The organism is Actinotignum sp. usb-actsch-213, from assembly GCF_059085665.1.
Map to the genome: position 1 here is coordinate 1 of NZ_JBHNSQ010000044.1, position 21,713 is coordinate 21,713.

19 protein-coding genes are annotated in these 21,713 nt (G+C 58.2%); 7 read left to right on the top strand and 12 right to left on the bottom strand.

From position 1 onward, the window contains the following. The 6 genes from mobC to AC5RK6_RS04950 form a co-directional block, all read left to right on the top strand. A partial coding sequence (mobC, locus tag AC5RK6_RS04925) for a plasmid mobilization relaxosome protein MobC (RefSeq protein WP_493926159.1) occupies positions 1-420 on the top strand: 420 nt, incomplete at its 5' end. After that, a complete protein-coding gene (locus AC5RK6_RS04930) occupies positions 417-2,297 on the top strand; it encodes a relaxase/mobilization nuclease domain-containing protein (protein WP_284905827.1) in 1,881 nt (626 codons plus the stop codon). The genes mobC and AC5RK6_RS04930, both read left to right, overlap by 4 nt. Before the next feature lie 99 nt (positions 2,298-2,396). Next, a complete protein-coding gene (locus AC5RK6_RS04935) occupies positions 2,397-3,263 on the top strand; it encodes a DNA-processing protein DprA (RefSeq protein ID WP_435706437.1) in 867 nt (288 codons plus the stop codon). Continuing rightward, on the top strand, positions 3,260-4,018 hold the full coding sequence (locus tag AC5RK6_RS04940) for a hypothetical protein (RefSeq protein WP_284905830.1): 759 nt from the start codon (positions 3,260-3,262) through the stop codon (positions 4,016-4,018). Before AC5RK6_RS04935 ends, AC5RK6_RS04940 begins: the two co-directional genes overlap by 4 nt. A 22-nt stretch (positions 4,019-4,040) precedes the next feature. Then, a complete protein-coding gene (locus AC5RK6_RS04945; protein WP_284905832.1) occupies positions 4,041-4,478 on the top strand; it encodes a DUF4913 domain-containing protein in 438 nt (145 codons plus the stop codon). A gap of 145 nt (positions 4,479-4,623) precedes the next feature. Further along, the gene (locus AC5RK6_RS04950) at positions 4,624-5,232 is read left to right on the top strand and encodes a hypothetical protein (RefSeq protein WP_284905834.1); all 609 of its coding nucleotides are present in this window, start codon (positions 4,624-4,626) and stop codon (positions 5,230-5,232) included. 1 nt (position 5,233) lies between these two features. Here the strand turns inward: AC5RK6_RS04950 and AC5RK6_RS04955 are convergent, their stop codons facing one another. The 10 genes from AC5RK6_RS04955 to AC5RK6_RS05000 all read right to left on the bottom strand — a co-directional run bounded on the left by AC5RK6_RS04955 (position 5,234) and on the right by AC5RK6_RS05000 (position 16,897). Further along, positions 5,234-6,964 carry an ATP-binding protein gene (locus tag AC5RK6_RS04955; protein WP_284905836.1) on the bottom strand — a complete coding sequence of 577 codons (1,731 nt, stop codon included), beginning with the start codon at positions 6,962-6,964 and terminating at the stop codon, positions 5,234-5,236. A gap of 30 nt (positions 6,965-6,994) precedes the next feature. Further along, positions 6,995-8,035 (bottom strand): DNA cytosine methyltransferase, encoded by a 1,041-nt coding sequence (locus AC5RK6_RS04960; RefSeq protein ID WP_284905838.1) that lies wholly within the window; start codon positions 8,033-8,035, stop codon positions 6,995-6,997. Between the two features lie 99 nt (positions 8,036-8,134). After that, on the bottom strand, positions 8,135-8,914 hold the full coding sequence (locus tag AC5RK6_RS04965) for a hypothetical protein (protein WP_284905839.1): 780 nt from the start codon (positions 8,912-8,914) through the stop codon (positions 8,135-8,137). 43 nt (positions 8,915-8,957) lie between these two features. Next, the gene (locus AC5RK6_RS04970) at positions 8,958-10,721 is read right to left on the bottom strand and encodes a type IV secretory system conjugative DNA transfer family protein (protein WP_284905840.1); all 1,764 of its coding nucleotides are present in this window, start codon (positions 10,719-10,721) and stop codon (positions 8,958-8,960) included. After that, a complete protein-coding gene (locus AC5RK6_RS04975; RefSeq protein ID WP_284905841.1) occupies positions 10,714-12,180 on the bottom strand; it encodes a putative type IV secretion/conjugal transfer ATPase in 1,467 nt (488 codons plus the stop codon). The genes AC5RK6_RS04970 and AC5RK6_RS04975 overlap by 8 nt, the downstream gene beginning before the upstream one ends. After that, positions 12,177-13,670 carry an SCO6880 family protein gene (locus tag AC5RK6_RS04980; RefSeq protein ID WP_284905844.1) on the bottom strand — a complete coding sequence of 498 codons (1,494 nt, stop codon included), beginning with the start codon at positions 13,668-13,670 and terminating at the stop codon, positions 12,177-12,179. Before AC5RK6_RS04980 ends, AC5RK6_RS04975 begins: the two co-directional genes overlap by 4 nt. Continuing rightward, the gene (locus AC5RK6_RS04985) at positions 13,667-15,241 is read right to left on the bottom strand and encodes a hypothetical protein (protein WP_284905846.1); all 1,575 of its coding nucleotides are present in this window, start codon (positions 15,239-15,241) and stop codon (positions 13,667-13,669) included. The genes AC5RK6_RS04980 and AC5RK6_RS04985 overlap by 4 nt, the downstream gene beginning before the upstream one ends. Further along, complete coding sequence (locus tag AC5RK6_RS04990) at positions 15,229-15,960, bottom strand: DUF8175 domain-containg protein (RefSeq protein WP_435730769.1); 732 nt, start codon at positions 15,958-15,960, stop codon at positions 15,229-15,231. Before AC5RK6_RS04990 ends, AC5RK6_RS04985 begins: the two co-directional genes overlap by 13 nt. Before the next feature lie 45 nt (positions 15,961-16,005). Continuing rightward, positions 16,006-16,302, bottom strand: coding sequence for a hypothetical protein (locus AC5RK6_RS04995; RefSeq protein ID WP_284905850.1), 297 nt, complete (start codon positions 16,300-16,302; stop codon positions 16,006-16,008). A gap of 10 nt (positions 16,303-16,312) precedes the next feature. Continuing rightward, positions 16,313-16,897 (bottom strand): DUF6668 family protein, encoded by a 585-nt coding sequence (locus AC5RK6_RS05000; protein WP_284905852.1) that lies wholly within the window; start codon positions 16,895-16,897, stop codon positions 16,313-16,315. Between the two features lie 103 nt (positions 16,898-17,000). Here AC5RK6_RS05000 and AC5RK6_RS05005 point away from each other — a divergent pair, with 103 nt between their 5' ends. Beyond that, complete coding sequence (locus AC5RK6_RS05005; protein ID WP_284905854.1) at positions 17,001-17,252, top strand: hypothetical protein; 252 nt, start codon at positions 17,001-17,003, stop codon at positions 17,250-17,252. Here the strand turns inward: AC5RK6_RS05005 and AC5RK6_RS05010 are convergent. Both AC5RK6_RS05010 and AC5RK6_RS05015 read right to left on the bottom strand, forming a co-directional pair. Further along, complete coding sequence (locus tag AC5RK6_RS05010; protein ID WP_493926374.1) at positions 17,210-18,517, bottom strand: hypothetical protein; 1,308 nt, start codon at positions 18,515-18,517, stop codon at positions 17,210-17,212. The genes AC5RK6_RS05005 and AC5RK6_RS05010 overlap by 43 nt on opposite strands. Positions 18,518-18,701: 184 nt before the next feature. Beyond that, the gene (locus AC5RK6_RS05015) at positions 18,702-21,497 is read right to left on the bottom strand and encodes a VaFE repeat-containing surface-anchored protein (protein WP_284905857.1); all 2,796 of its coding nucleotides are present in this window, start codon (positions 21,495-21,497) and stop codon (positions 18,702-18,704) included. Positions 21,498-21,713: the final 216 nt, after the last annotated feature.

Here is a 21,713-nt window from a genome sequence, read left to right on the forward strand (position 1 = left end):
GAGGGAGGTGGAGCGGTGGCGAGCAACACGGAGTCGGTGCGCGCGCCGATCACGTACGCCTCGACCGCGCCGAAAGACGACCCGCGCCGCTCCTTCCACCTCAAACTCAAGCACTCTCAATATGAAGAACTGAAAATGAAAGCGGCCGGCGCGCGAGTGTCCATGTCGGACTACCTCGTGCGCTTCGGATTGGGCCGGAAGGTTGAGCAAGTCAGCGCCGGTGAGATACGCGAAGTGCTCGCTGAGCTACGCAAACTGCGTCGGCAAATCCAAGGCGAAGCCACCAACATTAACCAGATCGCACACTGGGCAAACAGTGAACAAGCCTTCCCCGCGGAGGCACGTGAAGTCGCTGCGCAACTGCGCTCCCAAGTCAACGCGATCAACTTACTGCGCATTAAGTTGGTGGAGCTTTTATGATCCCGAACATCATGCGCGGCGGAGATATCGGCGGCTTAGTGCGTTACTTGTTTGGGCCGGGGCGCGCCAACGAACACAGTGATCAGCATATTGTTGCGGGCAGTGAAGACATCGCTTCCGAGTGGGCTTATGGCGGGCGCGTCCTCGAGCAAGACGAAAAAAGAATCGTCGCGAAACTCCTCGACCAAAACCGCCTTGAGCACGGCACTCAGATTCTCGGTGAAGTCACCCGCTGGGACTATAAAGAAGAACGTGCTATCCCCGTGTCGAAAGAAAAAACACCCGCCCACGTCTGGCACTGCTCGCTCTCCTTGCATCCGGATGAAGAACCTTTGAGTGACGAAACATGGGCGAATATTGCGCGCGATTTTGTGGAGGGAATGGAATTCGACAACCGAGCAACAACCTCGAAGTCGCCGTGCCAGTGGATAGCTGTGCGCCACGGATTCACCAAGAACGGTGGCGACCACATTCATATCGCGCTCGTGCTCGTGCGTGAAGATGGGACCAAAGGCAATACTTGGCTCGACTATAAGCGCTCCCAAAAACTCTGCACGGCTTTGGAAGAAAAATACGGTCTCGCGGTCCTCGAATCACGCAAACACAACTACGCTTCCCGGGGCTACAAAACCGAAGACAACAAGGAGCTGCGTCTCGATTTAGAGGCAGCGATGCGCCTGGCAGCCGGTGCGGCCTCTACCGAAAGCGAATACCTCGAAGAACTCACGCGCCACGGCATACAGTTCCGGCCCCGCTACGCCAAGGGCCAAGGCGTTGTCGCCTACACCGTCACCAAAACCGAGCCCGGTAAACGCGCTATCTGGATTGGCGGAGGACGTGTGGCCCGCGACCTCACCCTCACCCGCCTACGCGCCCAGTGGAACGACACCCTAGAGGAGCGTCGCAAGGCAGCTGACCTATGGAACCCGCTCAGAGACCCGGCACCGCATACGCCCGCGCAAGCACGGATGCTTGAAGAAAAAATCCGAGACATCGCCGGCAGCGTCGCCAGTGAGAGCGACTTCGCCACCCGGTTGCGTGCATCGGGCCTGCTCGTATCCGCACGCCTCAACGACGAAGCAAGTGAAGCAATCTCGTATTCGGTGGCCGCTAAACCCGAACCCGGACACAAACCCACCTGGTACTCTTCAAGCCGTATGTCGGCCGACGTCGCTTTGTCGGTGTTGCGCGAGACGTGGTGGGACAACCCGCTTACGCGATCAAGCGCGGTAGCGATCTGGAAACCCGCCTCCCGCACACGTGACAATGATGAGGCACAGGTATGGAGTGAGTTCGGAAAAGCACTCACCCAAACCATTACCGACATTGAGCGCGCCGACACCAGCGATTGCATGGCAGTGGCCGATAGCTGCGCTCGTGCATCCGCACTCTTCGCCGGCCTCGCAAACGCCTACGGCCCAGAACAAGGCCGCGCCTTCGCCCGTGCATCCCAAGTCCTAGGCCGGCGCGCCCAAACCAAACACACACCTGCGCCTCATCGCTACTCGCCCGCGTTTACGAGCGGGTTGCGGGCGCTCAGCGCTTTGAGCCGGCCGCGTAGCCGCGCCGCATGGGTCAGCAACCAAGTCATGGACTCAATGGAACGTATCGTCACCGGTATTAACCGGCTCCAGACCGCCCACGGCGAACTAACACTCGCCCGCCGCACGCTAAAAGAAACCAAGACCGCCCTCGCAACACTCGCCGCGCCCGAACCACGCACCGACGCCGGTAGTCGGCTTCCTGGAGTGGAATACGGGCAGCCCGATTGGAGTGGGCTAACGCTGGATGGACAGATAGACCTGCGTAAAGGTAAGGGAAGCGAAGCTAGTTATGGAAATGCGCCAAGTCTCGGAGAAGGAAACTGGAATGCCTAAGGTTGCACGCCTGGCATGGTCGTTTCCAGTGACGCTTCCCCTTTACGAATATGGTGGTAACGCTAAGATTGCAATCAAGAACAGGAGGTGGCAACAACGATGAGTCAGCTAGCGGACATTCTTGCTCTCGCGCGTAAAACCAATAAGAAGATCACGCAACCGGTACGCCTCGCCACCCTGCTTTATGAGGGGATTGACGCAGCCTTTATGGAGGTCGACCCCGGAGCGCTCCAGCCATGCCAGATAGAGCGCGAACAAGCCACCCGCGATATTACTACCTGGCAAGAGCGTGGCATCAATATCCTCTCGGTCTTAGATCACGACTATCCCCAATACCTCGCCCAAGCACGCGATGCTCCCTTGCTCATCTACTACGAAGGCGAGATCAATCCTGTAGACCGAGCGGTCGCTATTGTTGGCTCACGCCAAGCCACACGAGAGGACTGTGAGCGCGCGCGAGTGATCGCCCACCTAGTGGTTGAGCAAGGCTATAGCGTCGCCAGCGGACTCGCGCGCGGTATCGACACCGCAGCTCACGAAGGCACCTTGGAGGCTGGTGGGCGCACCATCGCCGTCATGGGAACCGGTATCGACATTACATATCCGCCCGAGAACGGGCAGTTACGTTCGAGAATTGTTGAGAGTGGGGGCCTGGTTCTCACCCAATTCGAGCCAGGCGCTCCGCCAACCAAGGTGTCGTTCCCGATGCGCAATGCCACCATGTCCGGATATTCCCAAGCGACCATAGTGGTGGCCGCTGGCGAATACTCTGGAACCCGCAACCAAGTACGCGCCGCACTAGCGCACGGGCGCAGCGTTATCCTGCTCGCGCCCGTCGTTCGTCAAACACAATGGGCAAGCAAGCTCGCGGATAACCCGGGCGTGTATATCGCGTCGACCATGAAGGAAATTCGCCAGGCATTGGAGAATATCGCGCGTGCCTACAACCTCTTTGCCCTGACATGATTACCCGGCAGGAACTCTCCCTTATCTGGGCACAAGCCGGCCCGACCATTGGGAACCTTGACTATATTTCCGCTGATTTAGAACCATACGTATGTGCGGTGTGCCGCGGCCCTCTCGACCCTCGATACAAGTACTGCCCGCGCTGCCGTCACTACCCAAAGCTTATCGACGAGACTGGCTTTTGTACCTACGTATCTAAGGGTGGCCAGCTCTTGCGCTACATGTATGACTACAAGGCACGCGGGAATCAGATCAAGCAGGGCCTGGCACGACCAGCACTATGCATGATCCTGGGCATCCAGCTAAACAATCATCTAGATTGCACATGCGGGAAAATAATCCGAGGCTACGATGCCTGGACACTCGTTCCCTCAACTAAACGCGCTCCAGAAGAAGGCACTGCCCACCCCCTTTACCACATCCTCACCAACACTATCCGCCTGAATGAAGACCTTCCCTACCTGCCTATCCGAAGCCTCGACACCGGCAGCGATCCACGCCAAGTAAGTCCAAACAGATACGAATTCGCTATACGCCCAACCCCGCCGAGAGTCCTCGTCATCGACGACACCTGGGTATCCGGTTCCCATATCTTCTCGGTCGCAGCACGCCTGCGTGAATACGGAACCCGGCACGTCTCCACATTGTGTCTTGCACGCATGATTAATCCCGACTTCTATAACGGGAAAACCATCCTTGAGACGGCCGAAAAGACGCATATCGGCCACGCCGTTCACTACTGCCCATGGCTATAAGTTAAGTGAGGAGAGGATTTTCATGCCCGGAAAACAAAAATTCAAACCCATGTATGCCGATGAATTCGCTTTCTTCGAGAAATGGCTCGCCCCAAACTACCGCCGCTCCATCACCACCGGCTGCGTATGGTGCCCCTTATGGTGGGACCACCCCGAAGCTAGAACCCGGGTTAGGGCCATGTGGGAAGCCTGGGAAATCTACCGCTTCGAGCGGCCCGTAGGCGGCCTCGCGGCATGGTTCACCGACGTCGCAGACCCGATGATGCGCGTCCTCCTCGACCCGAACAACGTTTTCAAAGGATGTACCGCAACGACGCACTACGCACGCTCGGGCAGGGACCTTTCGTTGCCGTTCGTTTCTTTCACACAGGAAACAGGTGAAGAAATAGCAACCCGGCGCGAAAATGTTCCCGGGCAAAGGGAAACGGCACCAGCTATCTACTTTCCGGTAATGAGCTAGATCCGTCCTCGCGGTGCCGGGGTTCCTCGACCTATTCTTTCCCCTACGAAACCTTACAGGCAGTATGGATCCAAAGTAGCGGCTCATATTGGTTGGCTACTTAAAATGGTTCATCGCAAGCAATCACCATTTAGAAAGGCCAAAAATGATCGCCTGGGAAAACTTGCTCACCGGGTTCGGTTTTAAATTTCGAACCCTCGTAAACCTTGTGGTTTCGTCTTATCTCCTGGCTTCAATCTTGTCGTTTTTCAGATTCGGGGAATCCGGATTTTCTAATTTCGCCGGCGTTGCGCGTTCCTTTCAACTTGTCGCACTGGGAGACTGGATTGAGAACACTTACCAATCACTCAAATCTGAAATCCCCGAATCTGCGCTGGAGTTTGTTTTTACGATATGGCTCATTTTGATATGTTTTTCTTTTGTAGCTGATTACAAGAATGGAGCTCCATCAAACTTTGTACCGAATTCTGCTTTCGCAGCTGCCTGTATTTGGGCTCTCTGGGTCGATTTTATCTCCCCTGGGACAGCCTGCATTTATGCGCTGGGAGGCATTAGCGTGGCCCTCTACGTGCTTTTTCGGATAGACGGGGGAGAAACTCTATTAATGGCGATCATCGGAATCTTGGTTACTTTTGTCTACGTAGTACTGGCATTCCCGCTGTGGTTTGCAGGATCAGATGCAGCAAACCACAGCGGCGATTTCGAGCGCGGTTTCAGAGCTGGGCGCTCGCTTTCGGCTCGAAATCGAACGTAGGCTACTCCTGAGTGGCGGCTGACTCATCTCCTCCGTCTTTGCGTGAAAGCATTGCAGTTTGACCGTTTTCCTCGTTTAGGTCATATGCGAGATGGGTGTAGTAAACCAGTGCTTTATTGGTGTTTTCGGTGAAATGCCGGGTCGCGTAAGGCGTCAGCTGCGCCGTATGCATGACAATATTACGCAACGGCGATATCTTGCATTGAAAATCGTCCGTAACGCAGGAGTCTTCAAGCGAAGAAGAAGCTTCTTTCAGAAGGTCGGTGAATCCGAGATAGTACAGGTCTTCTTGCGGTGTACGACACGGTTCTACGTAGCCGGCATCTTTTTCGTTTTTCTTTTCCTGGTTGCGGTACTTTTCCACTCGGGTGCGCGATCTTTCACTGAGAGTTATCTGGAGTTTGCGGTGCAGGTCTCGGACTAGATTCTCTAACCGATAAAGGTCGCCATAATGCGCAAGATTCTGGTGCAGCCCCTCGGTCATGCGCGGGTTTTCAAGCTCTTTAACGATCCGGTCCTTGTATTCGGGCGAGCGTTTCGCGAACTCCTTATTCTCTTCCTTGATGTATTTATCGGCCGCACGCTGAGCAGCACTCCGGCGACCTGTCTGCTCGGGGTCGCCTTCTTCTTTGAGCTCGAGACGCCACTTATCCCATTGGTCGTACACTTTCCGACGTATGTCTTGTGCCCACTCGTCTAGGAATGCATTCAAGAGCGGCTCATCTTCCTGAACACCCTCACGCGAAGAGGTAAAAGGATCGGAATCCGAGAACTCGCCGTCAAGTGCGTCAAGGTGGATTTGTCCGTACAAGTATTGTTCCGGGACTCGTGCGGATGGTCGCCGCGATAGGATATCGCGTTCACGTAACCTACCGTTGACGAATAGATCTACTCCGATACGCTTACCGGTACCGAAAACATTGAGACTTTCAGGCTTTCTCACGCTAGCGATAAAACCACGTACATTCGCAACACTGGAGAACTCCAGGGTGTCATTACGGGAAGCCTGAATGCTGCTCACGAACGGGTCCTCAAAATCCTTCCCGATCCTCCATAAAAACTGCGTTGCGTCGCTGAGTTCGCGCGCATCGCCCGGCCCGATAGGCTTGCCCTTGAAAAATATCGTGAAGCTCGGATCTAGCAGTGAGAAGCGAAAATCTAAAGCCAGAGCCTTACGCAGAAAAATGTCGGTAGAGTTTTTCGCTTTATTGCCCTCGAATTTTAAAAGCGTTCCGTGCTTAAGGTAGTCGAAGTCGTCTCGGACTGAATCTGTAATACTCGGAAGATTCAGCTCGTACTGTGTTTTATCTTCCACGATAGCATTATCAACTACCTGGTTATCAATCACGCACCCAGAAACCGGCCCGCCTGCCGGTTTCGAGGACACCGTGACTTTATCGGCGCACGAAAGCAACGCCAATTTTCCGATACCTTTGGCTCCAATAAACGGGCGTTTCTTACCCGAAAGACGTCCGCGTTCCTTGCGCTTGGAATAACCAATCTTCAAGAACTTATTCTGGATGTCATCCGATGTCATCCCAATACCATCATCCTTGATGGTCATCACATCATTTTTCCGGTCAAACGTGATCCATACATTAGTGGCGTCGGCATCCCACGCATTAGAAATCGCCTCGCCCAGGATCGTGATGAAATTCCGGTAAAGACCACGACCTAAATGGTCAAGCGTCGTCAGGGAAAACACGAACTGATATTCAGCTTCTTGGTTCATAGCTCTAATCATGACATACCAGTGAACACGTCACCGGCGTCGTTGAAGATCGCGTGTGAAAAGCTCGCCGACCAACTTCCCAAAAACCGGAGGAACAGCGTTACCGATCATCTTTCCCAATCCCTTGAAAGTGATCTCGCTACCAGGCTCAACGAAACGATAATCGCGCGGGAAACCCTGCAAAATAGCAGCCTCCCGCGGCGTAATCGTACGTTCCTGGAAAGGATGACCAAAACGTCCAGACCCATAATTGAAGAACTGGGTCGTGATGGTTGGGGAAGGCTCGGCCGGGTTCATAACGCCGTAGAAGGATTTAAAACTCTGCCCACTATCCCGTCTCTGGCATGGCGCGCGTAAATCTTCAGGCCAGTCAAGCCATGTACCGCCCGGACGTGAGGCCCGACGGCGAGCAAGATTCAACGGGCTTAACGCGCGCGCTTTATGGAGTGGGTCGCTTTGATCATGTTCACCGGCCTTGAGCTTTGGAAGGCCGGCGAGGGCTTCGCCAACACTCACGGCCGCACCTTCTTGTGATGTTGGTAAAGACAGTGGCCCGTGGGCAGAGGCGGCTAAAACGAGTCGGCGTCGACGTTGGGGTAGCCCGAAATTTTCGCCCTTGAGAACCTTATAGTCCACCGAGTAACCCAACGATTCGAGTTTCGTCACGAAGCTAGCGAATACGGGCTGGCGTTGCAGGCCCGTAACGTTTTCCATTGTCACGTAATCGGGCAGCGTTTCTTCTACAAGGCGCTCAAACTCACCCAACAGCCCCCATTCTTTCTCACGGCTCGTGTCCGCACCGCGTCGCTGGGAAGAAAAAGGCTGGCATGGAGCACACCCTGCCAGGAGACGAACTTTGCTTTTACCCCAGAGTTTTTCCAGGTCTTTCTTGCTTACCTCGGTAACTGATTGGCATACGAATTTCGCGCCGATGTTCTCCTCGAAAGGAAACCGGCATTTCTCGTCCATATCCACTCCGCCGAGCACGCGGATACCGGCCTGGCTCAGGCCGCACGATAGTCCACCTGCCCCGCAAAACAGGTCCACGGCACCAATTCGAGGAATACTCACGATTCACATCCTAATAAAAATAGACACGTCAAGCCCTCACCTACCCGCGAGTAAATAGACCACAGCAACAAACACGCGAAAACTCACGGCTCAGTATTGTTATTGGGCTTTGGCGGCTTGCTCGCTCGCCACGTTTTCTGCCTTCGGCTTCTTCTTGCCAGGCATCGCGACAGCGGCCGCTCGCGCGGCAGGGTTACCCGGGCACGCGGCCTGGACGCTCAATTCTCCGATGATGGCGCCTTCGCCGGTAGCATCGCCGAAAGTAATGCCGGCTGCTGCGGCTTTCTCCCGCATCTGCGCTATCCTCTGTTTCATCGCTTCAATGCCCAAGACCGGGGCTACCGGTTCTACTGCTGCCTCGTGCTCCACACCAGCCCCCGGCATACCAACCCTCGGGGTGGTCGCGGCCGCACGAGTGGTGTCCGCTGGTGTCTTGTCCGACGTCGCTACGTCAGGACGGGAGTCGAGGGCTGCGGTGAGCCTGTCTACCTGCTCCTGGGAGAGTGAGTCGGTGTCGGCGCCGTCGATCATGTCGGGTGTGATTCCGTGGTCTTCCAGGAAAGACGCGACACGTGCATGTGCTTGCGCGGCCAATGGATCAGCCCCTGCATATTTCTTCGATAGGCCATACATGCGAGCAATATCCATCGCGCTAGCTGAGTCCCACCAGCGTTCATTACTTGCTTGGGCGAGGAAAGGACGCGCCACACCAAGCTGCGCAGTGAAAGCCTGCTGGGCGGTGGCTGCGCGCTGCGCCGAGCGCTGCAAATGCGCGGCATACTCCGTCTGTACGCGGGCGACAATCATCGACGCCGCCTTCACTAAGGCCGCAAGGGACTCAACGGTCTCGTCCATGACATCTTCAGTCTGTTCACTCATAATCTCTTACCTCTCTGTGTTGATGAAAAAATGTGGTTGTTGGTTAGTTGGTCCAGGCATCACGCACCCCACCAAGCGCAGCACTGCTACTAGGTGTGGCGTTCGAGCCGTAGCGGGCAATAGACTCCTCCACCAGCTCTTGATTTTCTCCCTCGAACCAGGGGAGGAGCTTTATGAGTGTGGGTCGGGATTTTGAAGCAAACAGCCAGGCACGCCACGCCGGCAACGCCGCTAGCTCGGCTTCACTCGCTATAGGTACTTCGAGCGAGTTTTGGGAGATGGAGGTCGATCGCACACCCTTCGACAGTGATGTGGAGCGTTGGGATGTGCGGTAAGTGCCGATGAGCTTCGATATTTTCGCCAGGATCTCCGTCTCTTTCACACCACCCGCATAAAGCACGTTATTCGCGGCCGACCAGAGCATGTTCATGCCCGCTTCGCCCCACACGCTCACGCCTTGCGACCAGGACTGCAAAATCGTGTGGAGGCAGATGCCTTTCGACCCGAAATGAGAATAAAGCCGCGGAAGCTCGCGCCACGGGCACACGTTCGCGGCTTCATCGAGCACGACCATCATCGGCGTGGCAAGCCGTCCGCCGTGCTGACTCTGCGCGTAGTTTTCAGCCGCCAAACACGTCACGGCCGTCAGCGCCGCGACCAAGGGTGAGATTGCTGCTCCGTCGACGGACATCGAGAACAAGGCTTCGCGGGTTTGCACGAAAGTGGCTGGGTTGAATTCTGCCCCACCCCCGGCCCACCAGGTCCTGGTTTCGGGGTCGCCCACCCATTCCAAGCCACTACGCGCATGTGCCCACATACCACCCTTAGTAACGCTGGGGAGGTCCATTTGTGCCCGGAGTAGCGCGGCGAGTTCGCTCATGCCGTGGTTACGCAGAATGTCGATAGGTGTTTCATCCAGGGTGGATTGCACCCATGCATAGACATCGGCCATGGAGCGGTGCTCGAGTGCGGCCGCGGCTAGCAGGCAGGCGCGGATTTGTTCTCCGCCGCCATCCCAAAAGCCGTCATATGCTTTGGTTGCGGTGCCGGCGCGGGCCGCGTCCCCCAATACTTTCGCTAGGTGGGTGGCGCGCGAGAAGAGGCTCCCGCCATAAGCAGGACTGGTGAGGTAGGTGAGGGGATTCCACCACATCGTGCCGGGCCGGCCGAGGATGTTGCAGGGGTCAAACACCCATGCTTTCTCGCCCAGTTGCTCGCGTGCATAGCGGGTGGCGTCGACGAGGTCGCGTTTATTCGACGTCGCCAATACGGCTCCCGGTGCTTCCAGAAGTAAGGGGATGGCGTAGCCGGCTGTTTTACCACCACGTGGCCCGGAGAGCATGAGCGAGACACTCTCAAAGTCGCCATAGAGTAGTTCGCCGGTGTCTACCGCCCGCCCAAGCTTGTACCCTACAGGGGTATCTCCGCTGATGCCGAGGCGCTGGGCTTTCTCAGCAACCACGCTGCGTTGGAGAGCTTGGCGAGCAGAGCGCCCGCCGGTCAATCTGGCTTTGTTGTCTCCTCGAACCCGCCGCCCCCGCACTTTCAACACGCGCCAGGAAACTAGGCCGGCAATGCTCATGACGATTGCGGAGAAAATCCCGGCTATCACCCACGTCACGCTGCTCAGGTGTAGCTTGCCGGTTGCGAGGTAGATGACGAGAACGAGCGGGTTAAACGGCACCGCTTCGCCGGTGATGAGGCCGGCGAGGAAAAGGGATGCACACAGACACGCGCCGACGCCAATAGCAGCCAACGTGGCGATGAGCGTGCCGGTATTCCCGGTTGTTCCAGGCTTATTATTCATGCCACCTCCACGAAGTATCACTAAGGTCGCGCTCACAGGGCGTGAGGACGCATTCGGCCGGAATACCGGGCTGCCGGCCGACTTTGATGAGGAACCGCCCACGCCCCACCGGCGCAGATAAGCGCCCCGTATCAGGGTCAAGGCTTCCCGGGTCTTGCCAGCTTGTGAGTACGTCTTCCTCCGCGGAATTCAGCCTCACCGCACCGCGCAGCAAACCCATTTCCCGTTCAGGTAGGCCGCCAAGGAGGCACACTCCGGCGCGCTCCACGAACCCGCGTGCCTTGGCCCGGGCTTGCTCGGACGCTAGGGCCTCGAGGTCGCTCATGGTGTGGGTGATCATGGCCTGGCCCACCGCCCATTGGCGGTTGAGGCGTGTGAGGGCGTCGACGGAGTCAACCATGCCCTCCCCGGCCCGCAGCACGCGCCATAACTCATCCATGACCACGAAAAACAGCCGACGGCTGGCGAGGTTGTTATCGGCGAGGGTGTTCGAGGTCGTGATATTCCCGAACCCGTACGACCAGCACGCCAAGAGCACTGCGGCTTGTAGGGCTTCATCCGCACCCGACACCGCGGAGACATCGAAGACGACGGACCGGTCCATCCGCATAGGAGTTGTGGTGGGGGCTGCGAATATTTGCCCAAAACGGCCCCCGAGTAGTGCCATGAGTGATGCCTCGAGAGCTTCCGTGACTTGCAAGTAGCGGTCGATGGAACCGCGATCAAGTGCCGCCAAACGTACGTCGTCGGGTGCCGCCCGAACAATAGCGAGGATGTCGCTAATGATGGGGACGGTGGTGGGGTTGTGGGTATCCCACACGCGCAGCGCCCGGTCAAGGATGGTCCTTTCCCGGTCGGTGATGCGGCCGCCGCGCACCAGCTCAACAAGAGACGAAAGCATCGTAAGCTGGCGAGCATGAGCACTATTCAATAGATCGAGGCGGGCTTGGCCAGAGAGTGCTTGTGCTGCCTGGTGGGTGTTTCCGGTGTCTAGCGGATTCAGGCTCACCCCGCCGCGGCCGATAGTAATGCATTGGCCTCCCATAGCCTCCACCAAATCCACGTAATCCGGTTTCAAATCACCAAGAACCATTGTCGAGACACCGAACCCGGCCAGACCCAAACTAATGTGCCGCACTGCCGAAGACTTGCCTAGGCCGGGCAGGCCGAGGACGAACATGCTCGGGTTGGAGATCATGCCCGCCCGAAACCAACTAATCGGGTCGAAACAAACGGGGGAGAGGCTGCCGCCTTTCTCGCACTGCCCGAACGGCACCCCAATAAGCGGGGCTGGCGCGCCACTAGCAAACGGCCACAGGCCACATACCTGCACCGAGGTGCCGCGCCATTGGGGGAGTGCCGGAACATAGGATTGGCGGCCGCCCCCGCGTCCGGTAAACCCACGCGAACCAGGCCCCCGCCCGTTCATAGTGCTCGTGGTATTGCTTTGGCTGGTCATAGTGCCTCCCGAACACTCTCACTAATCACCGAATACCGGCCCGGAATCACCCCGAGCGGTAGAGAGATGGCGAAGGCGGAGTCTTGCCCGCCATAGCATTTCCGGATCCGAATCCGCGCCGACGATGCTAGTGAGCCGACCGCGTCGGCCATGTCTTTCACGTCTCCGGCATCGCGCATGGTGGTTGCGGTAATCACCATCCCGAAATTCTCCAGCCCCGCACCGGCCGCTTCCTCGGCAGCGGAGGCTACCGCGTGAGCAAGTGCGACCTCATCGCGTGCCCGCACATTCGCGGATGACGAGACCCGCACGGAAGCGGCGTTTTTATCTTTCTCCACGATCTCCCCGGCCCGCCCAGCCTCGATAGGTCGATAAAGCAAGGCGACCCGTTTGCGGGCAATACGAGGAGACGGCGCCAGCAGCGAGGCAAGGATGTTTGATTGGACGATGCCGCGTGGTGCGGCGCTCATAACCCACGACACCGACACCGCGTTGTCGTGGATGAGGTTGTCCCAGTTAGCTTGCGTGGCACTCGGGCCAACCTCATTCCACTCCAAGGTAACTGCCTCGCTGCTGGCTAGTGCGTCGTCGAAAATCTCTTGCGCATCCGGGTCATACGCCAAACGCACCACCCGCCCCACACCCGCGGCATCTAAAGGACGCACAAAGCCCGCACCCGTCCCAGTCAATGCCTGAGACAATGACGGTAGACGAGTCGCCAGTTCCTGACCGGCCGCCGCCAAATCGAGTGTTTTCCCGCTACCTTTACCCAAATGGTTTTCGAAGGTGAGGGTCACGTAGGCGCGCAGCGACGCGGACCCGTAGGGGTATAACTGGCTCACTTCGCTGAGCATCTGTTCGGCCAAGTTGGGGATGTTTTCTTGCTTGTTTGCGGTGATTTCACGCTGAAGGCGCGAGCCGGTATCGGGTGCGGATTCCACGACGACGCTCGCACCGATAAGGCCTGGTTCTTCGCCCAGGCGCGCTAAAAACTGCCCCCAGCGCGCCACCCACGTGTCGATCTGGTCTTGAGTGACCAGGGATGCTCCTTCACTTTCGCAGGCGAAGACGACAGCGAAGGTGCCCGTTTTTCCGGTGGTGATGACGGCGAAGTCACGCCCGAAACCATCCACAAAATCAGCCACCCTCGTAGGTGCGAGAATACCCGGGAGCATGAAAGGTCCACCTGTTACCCCGAGTGGGCCGGAGCGGTAGAGATTCTCACCGCGGCTGCGCGAGCGCCAAAATCGCATTCTTTCTCCAATCTTCCCCGCGAGTGACACCCCATGCATGTCTTTGCGGGCAAACAACAAACCAAGCGAGCCGCAGATGCTCCCGAGTACCAACGCGGGGATGATTCCGGCAATAATCTGCACAAGAACCATCAAGATCAGGAGGGCGAAGACGCCGACCGTCAGCGCCCCGGAAAGCCGCCCGATACCCGGGGCTTGGGGCCGCCGCCAGTGGCCATAGGTTCTGGGTGTGCTCATGCGTTTTCCTCGCTCTCACTATCTGCGCCGCTTGCTAGATTCGACGTGAAGGCGCCGGTCTGGCGGGCTTTATCGAAAGCGCCGCGCCCGGGCTGCTTTGTGGGTAGGGCGAAAGGTGAGGCCGGCTTGGATGGGGGTGTGGGGGCCGCGCCACTAGCCTGACTACCCGCCGACACCGAAGGCATGGGTGTCTGTGCCTGCTTCTTCGCCGCCCGCGCACGCCGCGGTGTTTTCTTCGCACTGCCTGTATTAGCGGGTGCGCTGGTAGCGCCACTAGCCGCGCCACTCCTACTCGCCGGGCCGCTCCTGCTTGTCCCGGTGGTTCCGGTGGTTGCTGCGCCGGTCGCACCCACACCACCACTACCACTCGCCGTGCTACTGGCACTTGTTTTTGTGGCGCGGGCAGCCCGGACTTTCGAGACCCCGCCCCGCGCTGCGGCTACCCCGCCGCGCGCAACCTTAATAGCACCCGACGCAACGAGTGCCCCGGCCGCGCCTCCCAGGCCGGCCGCTATCCCACTCATCCCAGCGCCGCTTGACATGGAGGCGGTTGCGGGGACTACGAAACGCATGAGCGCGGGCATAGCAAACCCCGCCAACACCAACACCCCGACGCCCACGAGAATAGTGGTGACGGAGTTCGTCAGCGAAGAGTCGTCTCCGATGGCGGTTTTCATCTGCTCCAGGACACACTTCTGGTACTCCTCGAGTTTCGCTTCGTCGAAGGTCCCGCAGGCTTGCTCCACGCGCGCGGTCATCGTCGGCGGACTACCAGAGGAAATCAGCCTCATACCGATAGAGAGGATGATGGCGAAAGCTGGCTTATACAGCAAAAAAGCGATAATCCAGGTTTTTGTTTTCTCAAACCACTGCCGCCCCACGGCCGTGTTGGTGGCCGCTGCCGAAAGAGGCAAAATACCGATCAAGAGCACGAGGAAAGAATCCCGACACAACAGCAAAATCAATGCGAGGAGGGTGCCGAGCAGCATCGCCGCGAGCAAGAAGATCGTCAGGATCGCTAAATTTGTGCCCTCATCAATCATCACATTGATAGCGGCCTGAACGCTCTCCATCGACCCCGAAGAGCTGAGTAGCCAGCTTGAGAAAAGGGAGGATGCCTCCATCAAGAGTTGGATCACTGTCACGCCCGCACCCGAAACAATAACGAGTTGGATGACTGATTGGAGCATGTCGCGTAGGGGTTCGCCGCGTCGATGCCAAGCCATCGACCCCGCACCCACAAGCACCCCCAAGAGCATAAACAAGCCGGTTGCATAGGAAAGCGAGTCGTGGATCCAGGTGATCGCCTCCGTATCCTGCAAGTTCAGGCGCGGATTGGAGGATACGAAGCCTACGAGGAACTCCAGGAGCCACATGGAGGCGCTAGCCATTGCTTCAGCCAGTAGCTCAATGACGGAGCCGACGAGCGTTGAAAACCCTTTGCCGACCCAGGCGAGCGGGTTCAAAATATTCCAACCACACACATCCGTCACGCAGACCGTCGGTGTCGGGCCGCCGGGCACCCACGCAGGTAGAGGCGCGAGGTAATCAGCAAACACTACCGCGTCCATAACGTCCACCCCGTAGACAAGGGCCGATCAACCACCGTGAGTACCGTGGACATGTCCGCCACCGGCCGCGTCCGCCACATCTGTGTTTTCTTGTCGTAGGTGAGGTCGAGGCTGCGCCCAAACACCACGCCAGGCTGTGCGTCCAGCATGAACGCCACCCCAATACTCGCCCGCTCGAGGTCGTAGTCGAAGACCTGGAAACCCACCAGACGCGGGGCAGGGAGCACCCGCCCGGCCAGCTCACCGGCCGCCTCAAGCAACACCTTTTTGTCCGGGCCGTCCGCCAATAACTCGTCGAGGACAGCTTGTGCGTTTGGGCCGCCAACAGACGACAACGACACGTAATTAAGCGCCGCTAAAACTGCGGCTTTTGGGGTATTCGTATAGCCACGAGCCGCAGGGGTCTGCTCGCACGGCCCCGCGCCCGGGAGCGTGGCTAGGCGCACCCCAAGCGGGCCGTCCTGCCACACGGGCGTGAAATTCCGGTCTGGTAGCGACATGTCACTAAAATCCAGACCACACCCAGGCGTCGCCGACGCTGACGCCTGCGGCGAAGGCGGAGCAGTAGATATGGAGGGGACCGGCGTAGGGTCTGTGTGAGTATTCGCGGGTGCGATGAGCGCCCACACCACCGCCACAATGCCCGCAACCACGAGCAGACCGCCGATAGTTAGCCCTACACCCAGCCCCTTACTGCCTGGCTTATTGTCTTTACCCATGCCTGTCCCCTCCAATCCTTGTATCGTCTTTTTGCTGCGGGCTGCTTATAGGGTGATGAAAGCGCCGATAAGCGAGGTAGCCGAACCAATTAATACGAGCGCCGCCAAGACCCAAAGCAAGCCTTTGGCTTCCTCAAGACCTTCCCCATGCCTTGCGTTGATGGCGAGCTTGCCCGCAACAATGAAAATCCCGAGCAAACACAACACGCCTGCACCCCAGGCCACGTATCCCAAAATCTGGGTAATCTTCTCCGTTCCCGGAGGCTGAGTCGGCGTCACCTCAATAAACGGCAAAAGCGCCGCATGAAGGTAGGCTTCCAGGGTTGATAGTTGGGTAAACATGTTTTCTCCTTTAGATATCTAGGGACACCCCACCGACAGCGGGAATGTCATCAATAAAAACTTCTGGTTCTTCGCCCGCGCTTGCCAGGGAGCGCAGGTCTTGGACGGCCTTGTGTGCGGCGAGCTGAGGGTCGTCTCGCCCGAGCCTTAGTGCCTGGCTGTAAGGGAGGCGCCACACGGCCGGAAACACACTCTCGGTGAGCGCACGCGCACGCGCCAGCTCACGCGGCAAGCGCCCGGGCTGATCGGCAACAAGCACAAGCCCGACGCACTCGACGCCGGCCACGCGCCCACCGAACAACGCGCCCGCGCACTCACGCGCCGCCGCCATACCGGTAGCGGTGGGGCGGGCAACCACCACACACCGCGCCGGCTGCGGAGCAGACACAGGCCAGACGCGCCCAAAATCAACCAACCCACACAACGCGGCGATAGTCGTCGTGCCCACGCCACCACTCGCGCCCACCGCAAACACCGCCGTGCTCGGATCCGTCCATACACACGGCAGGACGCTCCCTTCACCGGGAAGGTCAGGAAGCTGACCCCAGGGCAGGGCAAGACCAGCCCGCGCGGGTTGAGTTTTGTGTTTACGCACCAGTGCCCACCTCCTGGGAAAACTCATTGGTCGTGTGCGTGCAAAGCCCCCTAGTTAGTAGCACCGCAAAACAGAGCAGTGCATCAAGAAAAGGAGGATGCTCATGAGTCAGGAAAAAATGGGATGGCCACGCGAGGTCGAAACCACCATCGAAACGGTCTACGCCGTCACTGGCGATCGGCTCCCGCCCTTCGTTCAGGAAGCCACCTGGTATACGAGCCTGGACGAGGCCCGAGCCGCAGCACGCAAAACCGCCGGGGTTGTGTGGACGAGCAGCCTGGTCACCACCGTTTCTATCAGCGAATGGGAGATTCACGAGACCACCCCCGATGCGGGAGAATCTGAGGAAAGTTGAGAAGGACACCCTTCCACAATGATCTTCAACCGGAATTCTTCCTTCTCGGTGAACGAGCGGCGCCCACGCGCGAAACCTAGTAAAAAAGAACCTTTCGCGCCTTCTCGACGTGACCCGTTAATAAGCCCCATCCACGCACCGATAGCATTTTTGCTAATCCCTAAACGCGCCAGTTCACGGTCTTCCCGAGCATGAGTCGTCCGGGTGTGAAAACCCCACTGTGCGGAAAGCTCAAGCATCCGCCGCATTCCATGCCAGGCGACACCCTGGTCAACACCGCGTGCCACCAGCTCGCCGACCAAGAACTGCGCGCCCGCACTCCACCCCGCAGCATCCTCAAGCAAAACCCGAGAATCCCCATGCTCGTAATCTGCCCTCCGCGCCCCAAGCCCACCAGCCTGTTCCTCGAAACCAGTGCCCCCATAGTCCACCGGCTCGGCCGGCATATCGGCTTCCAAGAATTGCCGTACCGCCCGGCTGATCGCATACGCCCACCGAAAACGCGCACCCACCACCGCACGCGTACGCGTACGCATAACCTCCCACACCCGCGAGATGAGATCCCCTACCACTTCATCAAAACCAAGCCACGGGTACTGCCTAACAAGAACCGCCAGACGAGAGCGCGCCCGCACCCCAATCGCCACCGAAAGGCGCTCCACAACAGCCTCATCACCCCAACCACACCCATCCAAATACTTCAAAACCATGGCCAAGCCTTCGTTTGTGAGAGGATCAGCCACCTTAATATGCGGCGGCGTGATAGTCACCTGGTCAGTGCCAGCAGTGCCAGCAGTGCCAGCAGTGCCAGCAGTGCCAGCAGTGCCAGCAGTGCCAGCAGTGCCAGCAGTGCCAGCAGTGCCAGCAGTGCCAGCAGTGCCAGCAGTGCCAGCCATTCCAGCCATGCCAGTACCGCTAGCGGTAGTGGTGAGTGTTGTCGAAATAATCCGCAGACCGCGCTCTAACTCACCGGCCGCCGAGACCGGCCTGGTGGCATCGTCTAAATACGCGCGAGGAGCAAGAACACTAAAAGCAGTGCCGGTGGTGGATTCTTGCGCCGAAATAAGACCCGCATCAACAAGCTCGGTAAGCACTGTGTTAAAGGTTTTTTCGCTCAGGCCCGCGCGTGCCTGTAAATCCGTAGGCGTCAGGATACATACCCCGGCCGGATCAGCAAACAACGCGACGACGCCGAGGAGCGCGAGGGAGTTTGCGCTGATGCGTCCGCCTTGCTCAAGTGCCCACACGCCAAGCCGCTCACCCATCAGCGCCACCTCCTCACGGACATATCGGGGTAATAAAAAGGAAAGAAAAAGATAAGGAAAAGAAAGGGAAGAGAAATGGCCACCCCGCCGAGAGTGGATGGGGGAGGTGTGGTGTGCCCGCACCCACACCTAGAGTGCGGGCACACCACTATCACTTACCTACTGATGTAGGTGGATTTTTTGGTTAGTTGTTACGACGACGCAGCGCAGCCACGCCAACGCCGATAAACCCAAGCGCTAGGACACCGCCGCCGAGGACGCTTGCTCCGGTGCGGGTTAGCCGCCGCTTCGCCTTGTCGTTATCCCCATCGCCTGGAATCTCCACCGACACGGTCTGCTCGGAGTCCTTGAGATCGTGGTGAACCGAAACGGTCTTGCCGTCTTGGGTCACGGTCTCGAACACGACGACTTTCTTGCCGGCGAGCTTGCTCGCATCGAAAGTGATATCGATGCTCGCGCAGTCATTCGCGGCCGCCGGAATAAACTTGCGTGTAACTGTTACGGGCTTGCCCGAAGCGTCGAGCAAGGCGTCGCCGTTATCTAGCATCAACGCGGTCGTGATTTCATACTCGGTACCCGGCACGAGAGTGCCGGCGACATCGCACACCCGGTCGGTGATTACGGCGTTAGGCACCGGCGCGATGGTCTTGTCACCATCGCTCTTATCGGTTGCAGTCGTCTGGAGCTTCGAGAACACAACGGTCTGGTTCTCGTCGTTGATGTCCGTATGTACGGCGATTTCACGACCGTCTTGCGTGAGCTTCTCGAAAGCCACGGTCTGCTTACCCGCAAACAGCGAACCATCCACCACGAAAGTCACCGTGGCGGTACCGTTCGGAGTCTCCGGCACAAAAGTAGCCTGCGATGTCACCTTGTCGCCATTCGCGTCCACGAGCGCTTCGCCGGTCGCCTTATCCATCAACGTACCCTCGAGCTGGTATTCCTTACCAGGCGTCAGGTTCTGATAAGAGACCGTATCGACAAGCTCCACCTTGTCGGTATTCGGCGCCACGTGCGTGTTCTCATGCGTCAAAGTGGTGTGAATCGACGGCTCAGGGGTGATGGTGAACTGCTCACGCGTGTCCTCAACGCTCGTCGTGAGCGGTTGGACGCGATCATCACCAGCAAACGACGAAACGAAAACATAGGTGCCCGGCAGATTTTTACCGTTAGCGTCTTGCTTCACCAACCACGAGGTCTCACCGATAGACGGGTAGAACCCGTTCTTCGCCGGAATCGTGACTGTCTCGCCGATCTTTTCCGCCTGGCTCCGGTTTGCTTCTGTCACGGCGAGACCGTGCGGGAAGAACAACACCTCATGCTCAATCACCTGAGCATCGGCCTTGAAACCCATCCCGCCTTGGAAGTCAGGATGGTTCTTCGGAAGGCCCGTCACGAAAACATCATCCACGAGATACGTGCCGCTCTTGGTGTCGCGAATCGAGAGCGTCGAGTCGATCTGTGCGGGGTAACGCACCGACGTGGTCTCGTCCGGGAGGCCGAACTGGTCGGCCCATCCGGCCTTAATCCACTTCGCGGAATCCGCGGGCTGGTCTTCAGCCTTGACTTCCCAAACCCACGTCACGAACCCGGCCTTTACTGTGGGCTGCGAGAGCGTGGCCTTGATCTGGCCCGGCCCATTAGCTACGACGGTGACAGACTCAATCAGCTCCGCCGACGCCGGAACCGTGGCCACAGTGGCGGGCAGTTCGGTCGGGGAAACATAGTAAGCGGAAGCACGGTAGGTCACCGGCACGTACGTGCCCTCGTCAAATGATGTGCCAGGAGCAACGATGCGTGTCCATTCACCATCCCGGTAGGCCGGGTCGGCCTTGGCATCGAACGTGTCAGAGAGAACAGTGCCCTTGTCGATTACTTTCGCGGTGTCCACGTTCGAGATGCCCAGGGGACGGAAGTCGAAATTCTCCGATGTCGTTTCTGCTTCCAGGCCGTACGAATCCGCCCAGTTCTGGTGAACATACTGCGAGTTATTGCCTTGCTTGGCCTTATCAACCGACCAAACCCAGCTCACGTAGCCGCGCTTGGGTGTGGTGAGCTTCGCTTCGAGTTTCTGGCCCTCGCCCGTCGCGGTCACGTCCACGCTGCCGAGGACTTCGGCGTCTGCCGGGATGGTGGTGCTGGTTGCGGGCTTTTCACGGCCCGCCCAATACGCGGTCGCGGTATACATCACCGGCACGGGAGCGCCGTTGACTTGCGTCCACTGCCCATCACCATAAGACTTGTCCACGCTCGTGGTGAGAGTGTCGGTGATCGAACCGTCGAGGTTGATCTCCTGGCTGGTGGCTTGGCTGGTTCCGGTGGGTTGGAAATCAAAAATCACACGCCACGACGGTCCCGGAACCGTAACCGTCTCCGGGTCAGAAGCGAGATCACGATTACCAGTAGTGATCATGTCTTGAATCGACCCATCCGAACCGTACTTTGTCAGAGTCCGCCGACCGGAAGTTGCTGCTTGCATCGAATAGGACACATCACCGTTTCCCGTGGCAGTCCACTTCAGGGTGATCGGTTCCGCAGCCGAAGTCCCTGCCCAGGAGCTCGTGCCAGTAGCGTCAAAGACGGCAGGGCCGGAAAGTTGCAAAGAAACTGGAACGCCCGCGACTGGAACTCCGTTGCCATTCGTGACGACGATTCCGTGAATATTACCGGTGCGTTGGCCATCGCCTTCCACCTGGCCACCTTCGTAGCCGACGGCTGCACTGTTACGGGCCTCGGAAACGTACTGTAATGCGCGCGCCCAGACATCGGGCTGTTGGGTTTGCGTAGCTCCGGCGATTTCATGAGCCACCGCCGGAGTGTTCTCGAAGTTCGAATGCATCAGCAGACCCAGGGCAGCCAAATTCACGTTATCTGTCGTGTTGCCCTGGTATTTATTCAAAAGCCAGGCTGCCTGCGGCGTCGTCAAAGCCAGTTCTGGCACATGCTGTGCGGAATCCGTCAGGGTCGCAATCGAAGTCAAATCGTTCGGGCCCGGGTCGGCTTTCTTGCCATCAATGCACCATTGAGGGGATGCATCAATAGCTGTCCCGCCAATCTGCGGAGTCTGATTAATGTGCGGGCCAAGCCGCAACGCACCCGACGCATTAATACCGACGAGATCGATACCGCGCCCGACCGTTGAGTCATAAGCCGCCATGGCGCTACCGCCAAGCAAACTTGAAATTATCAGAGTAAA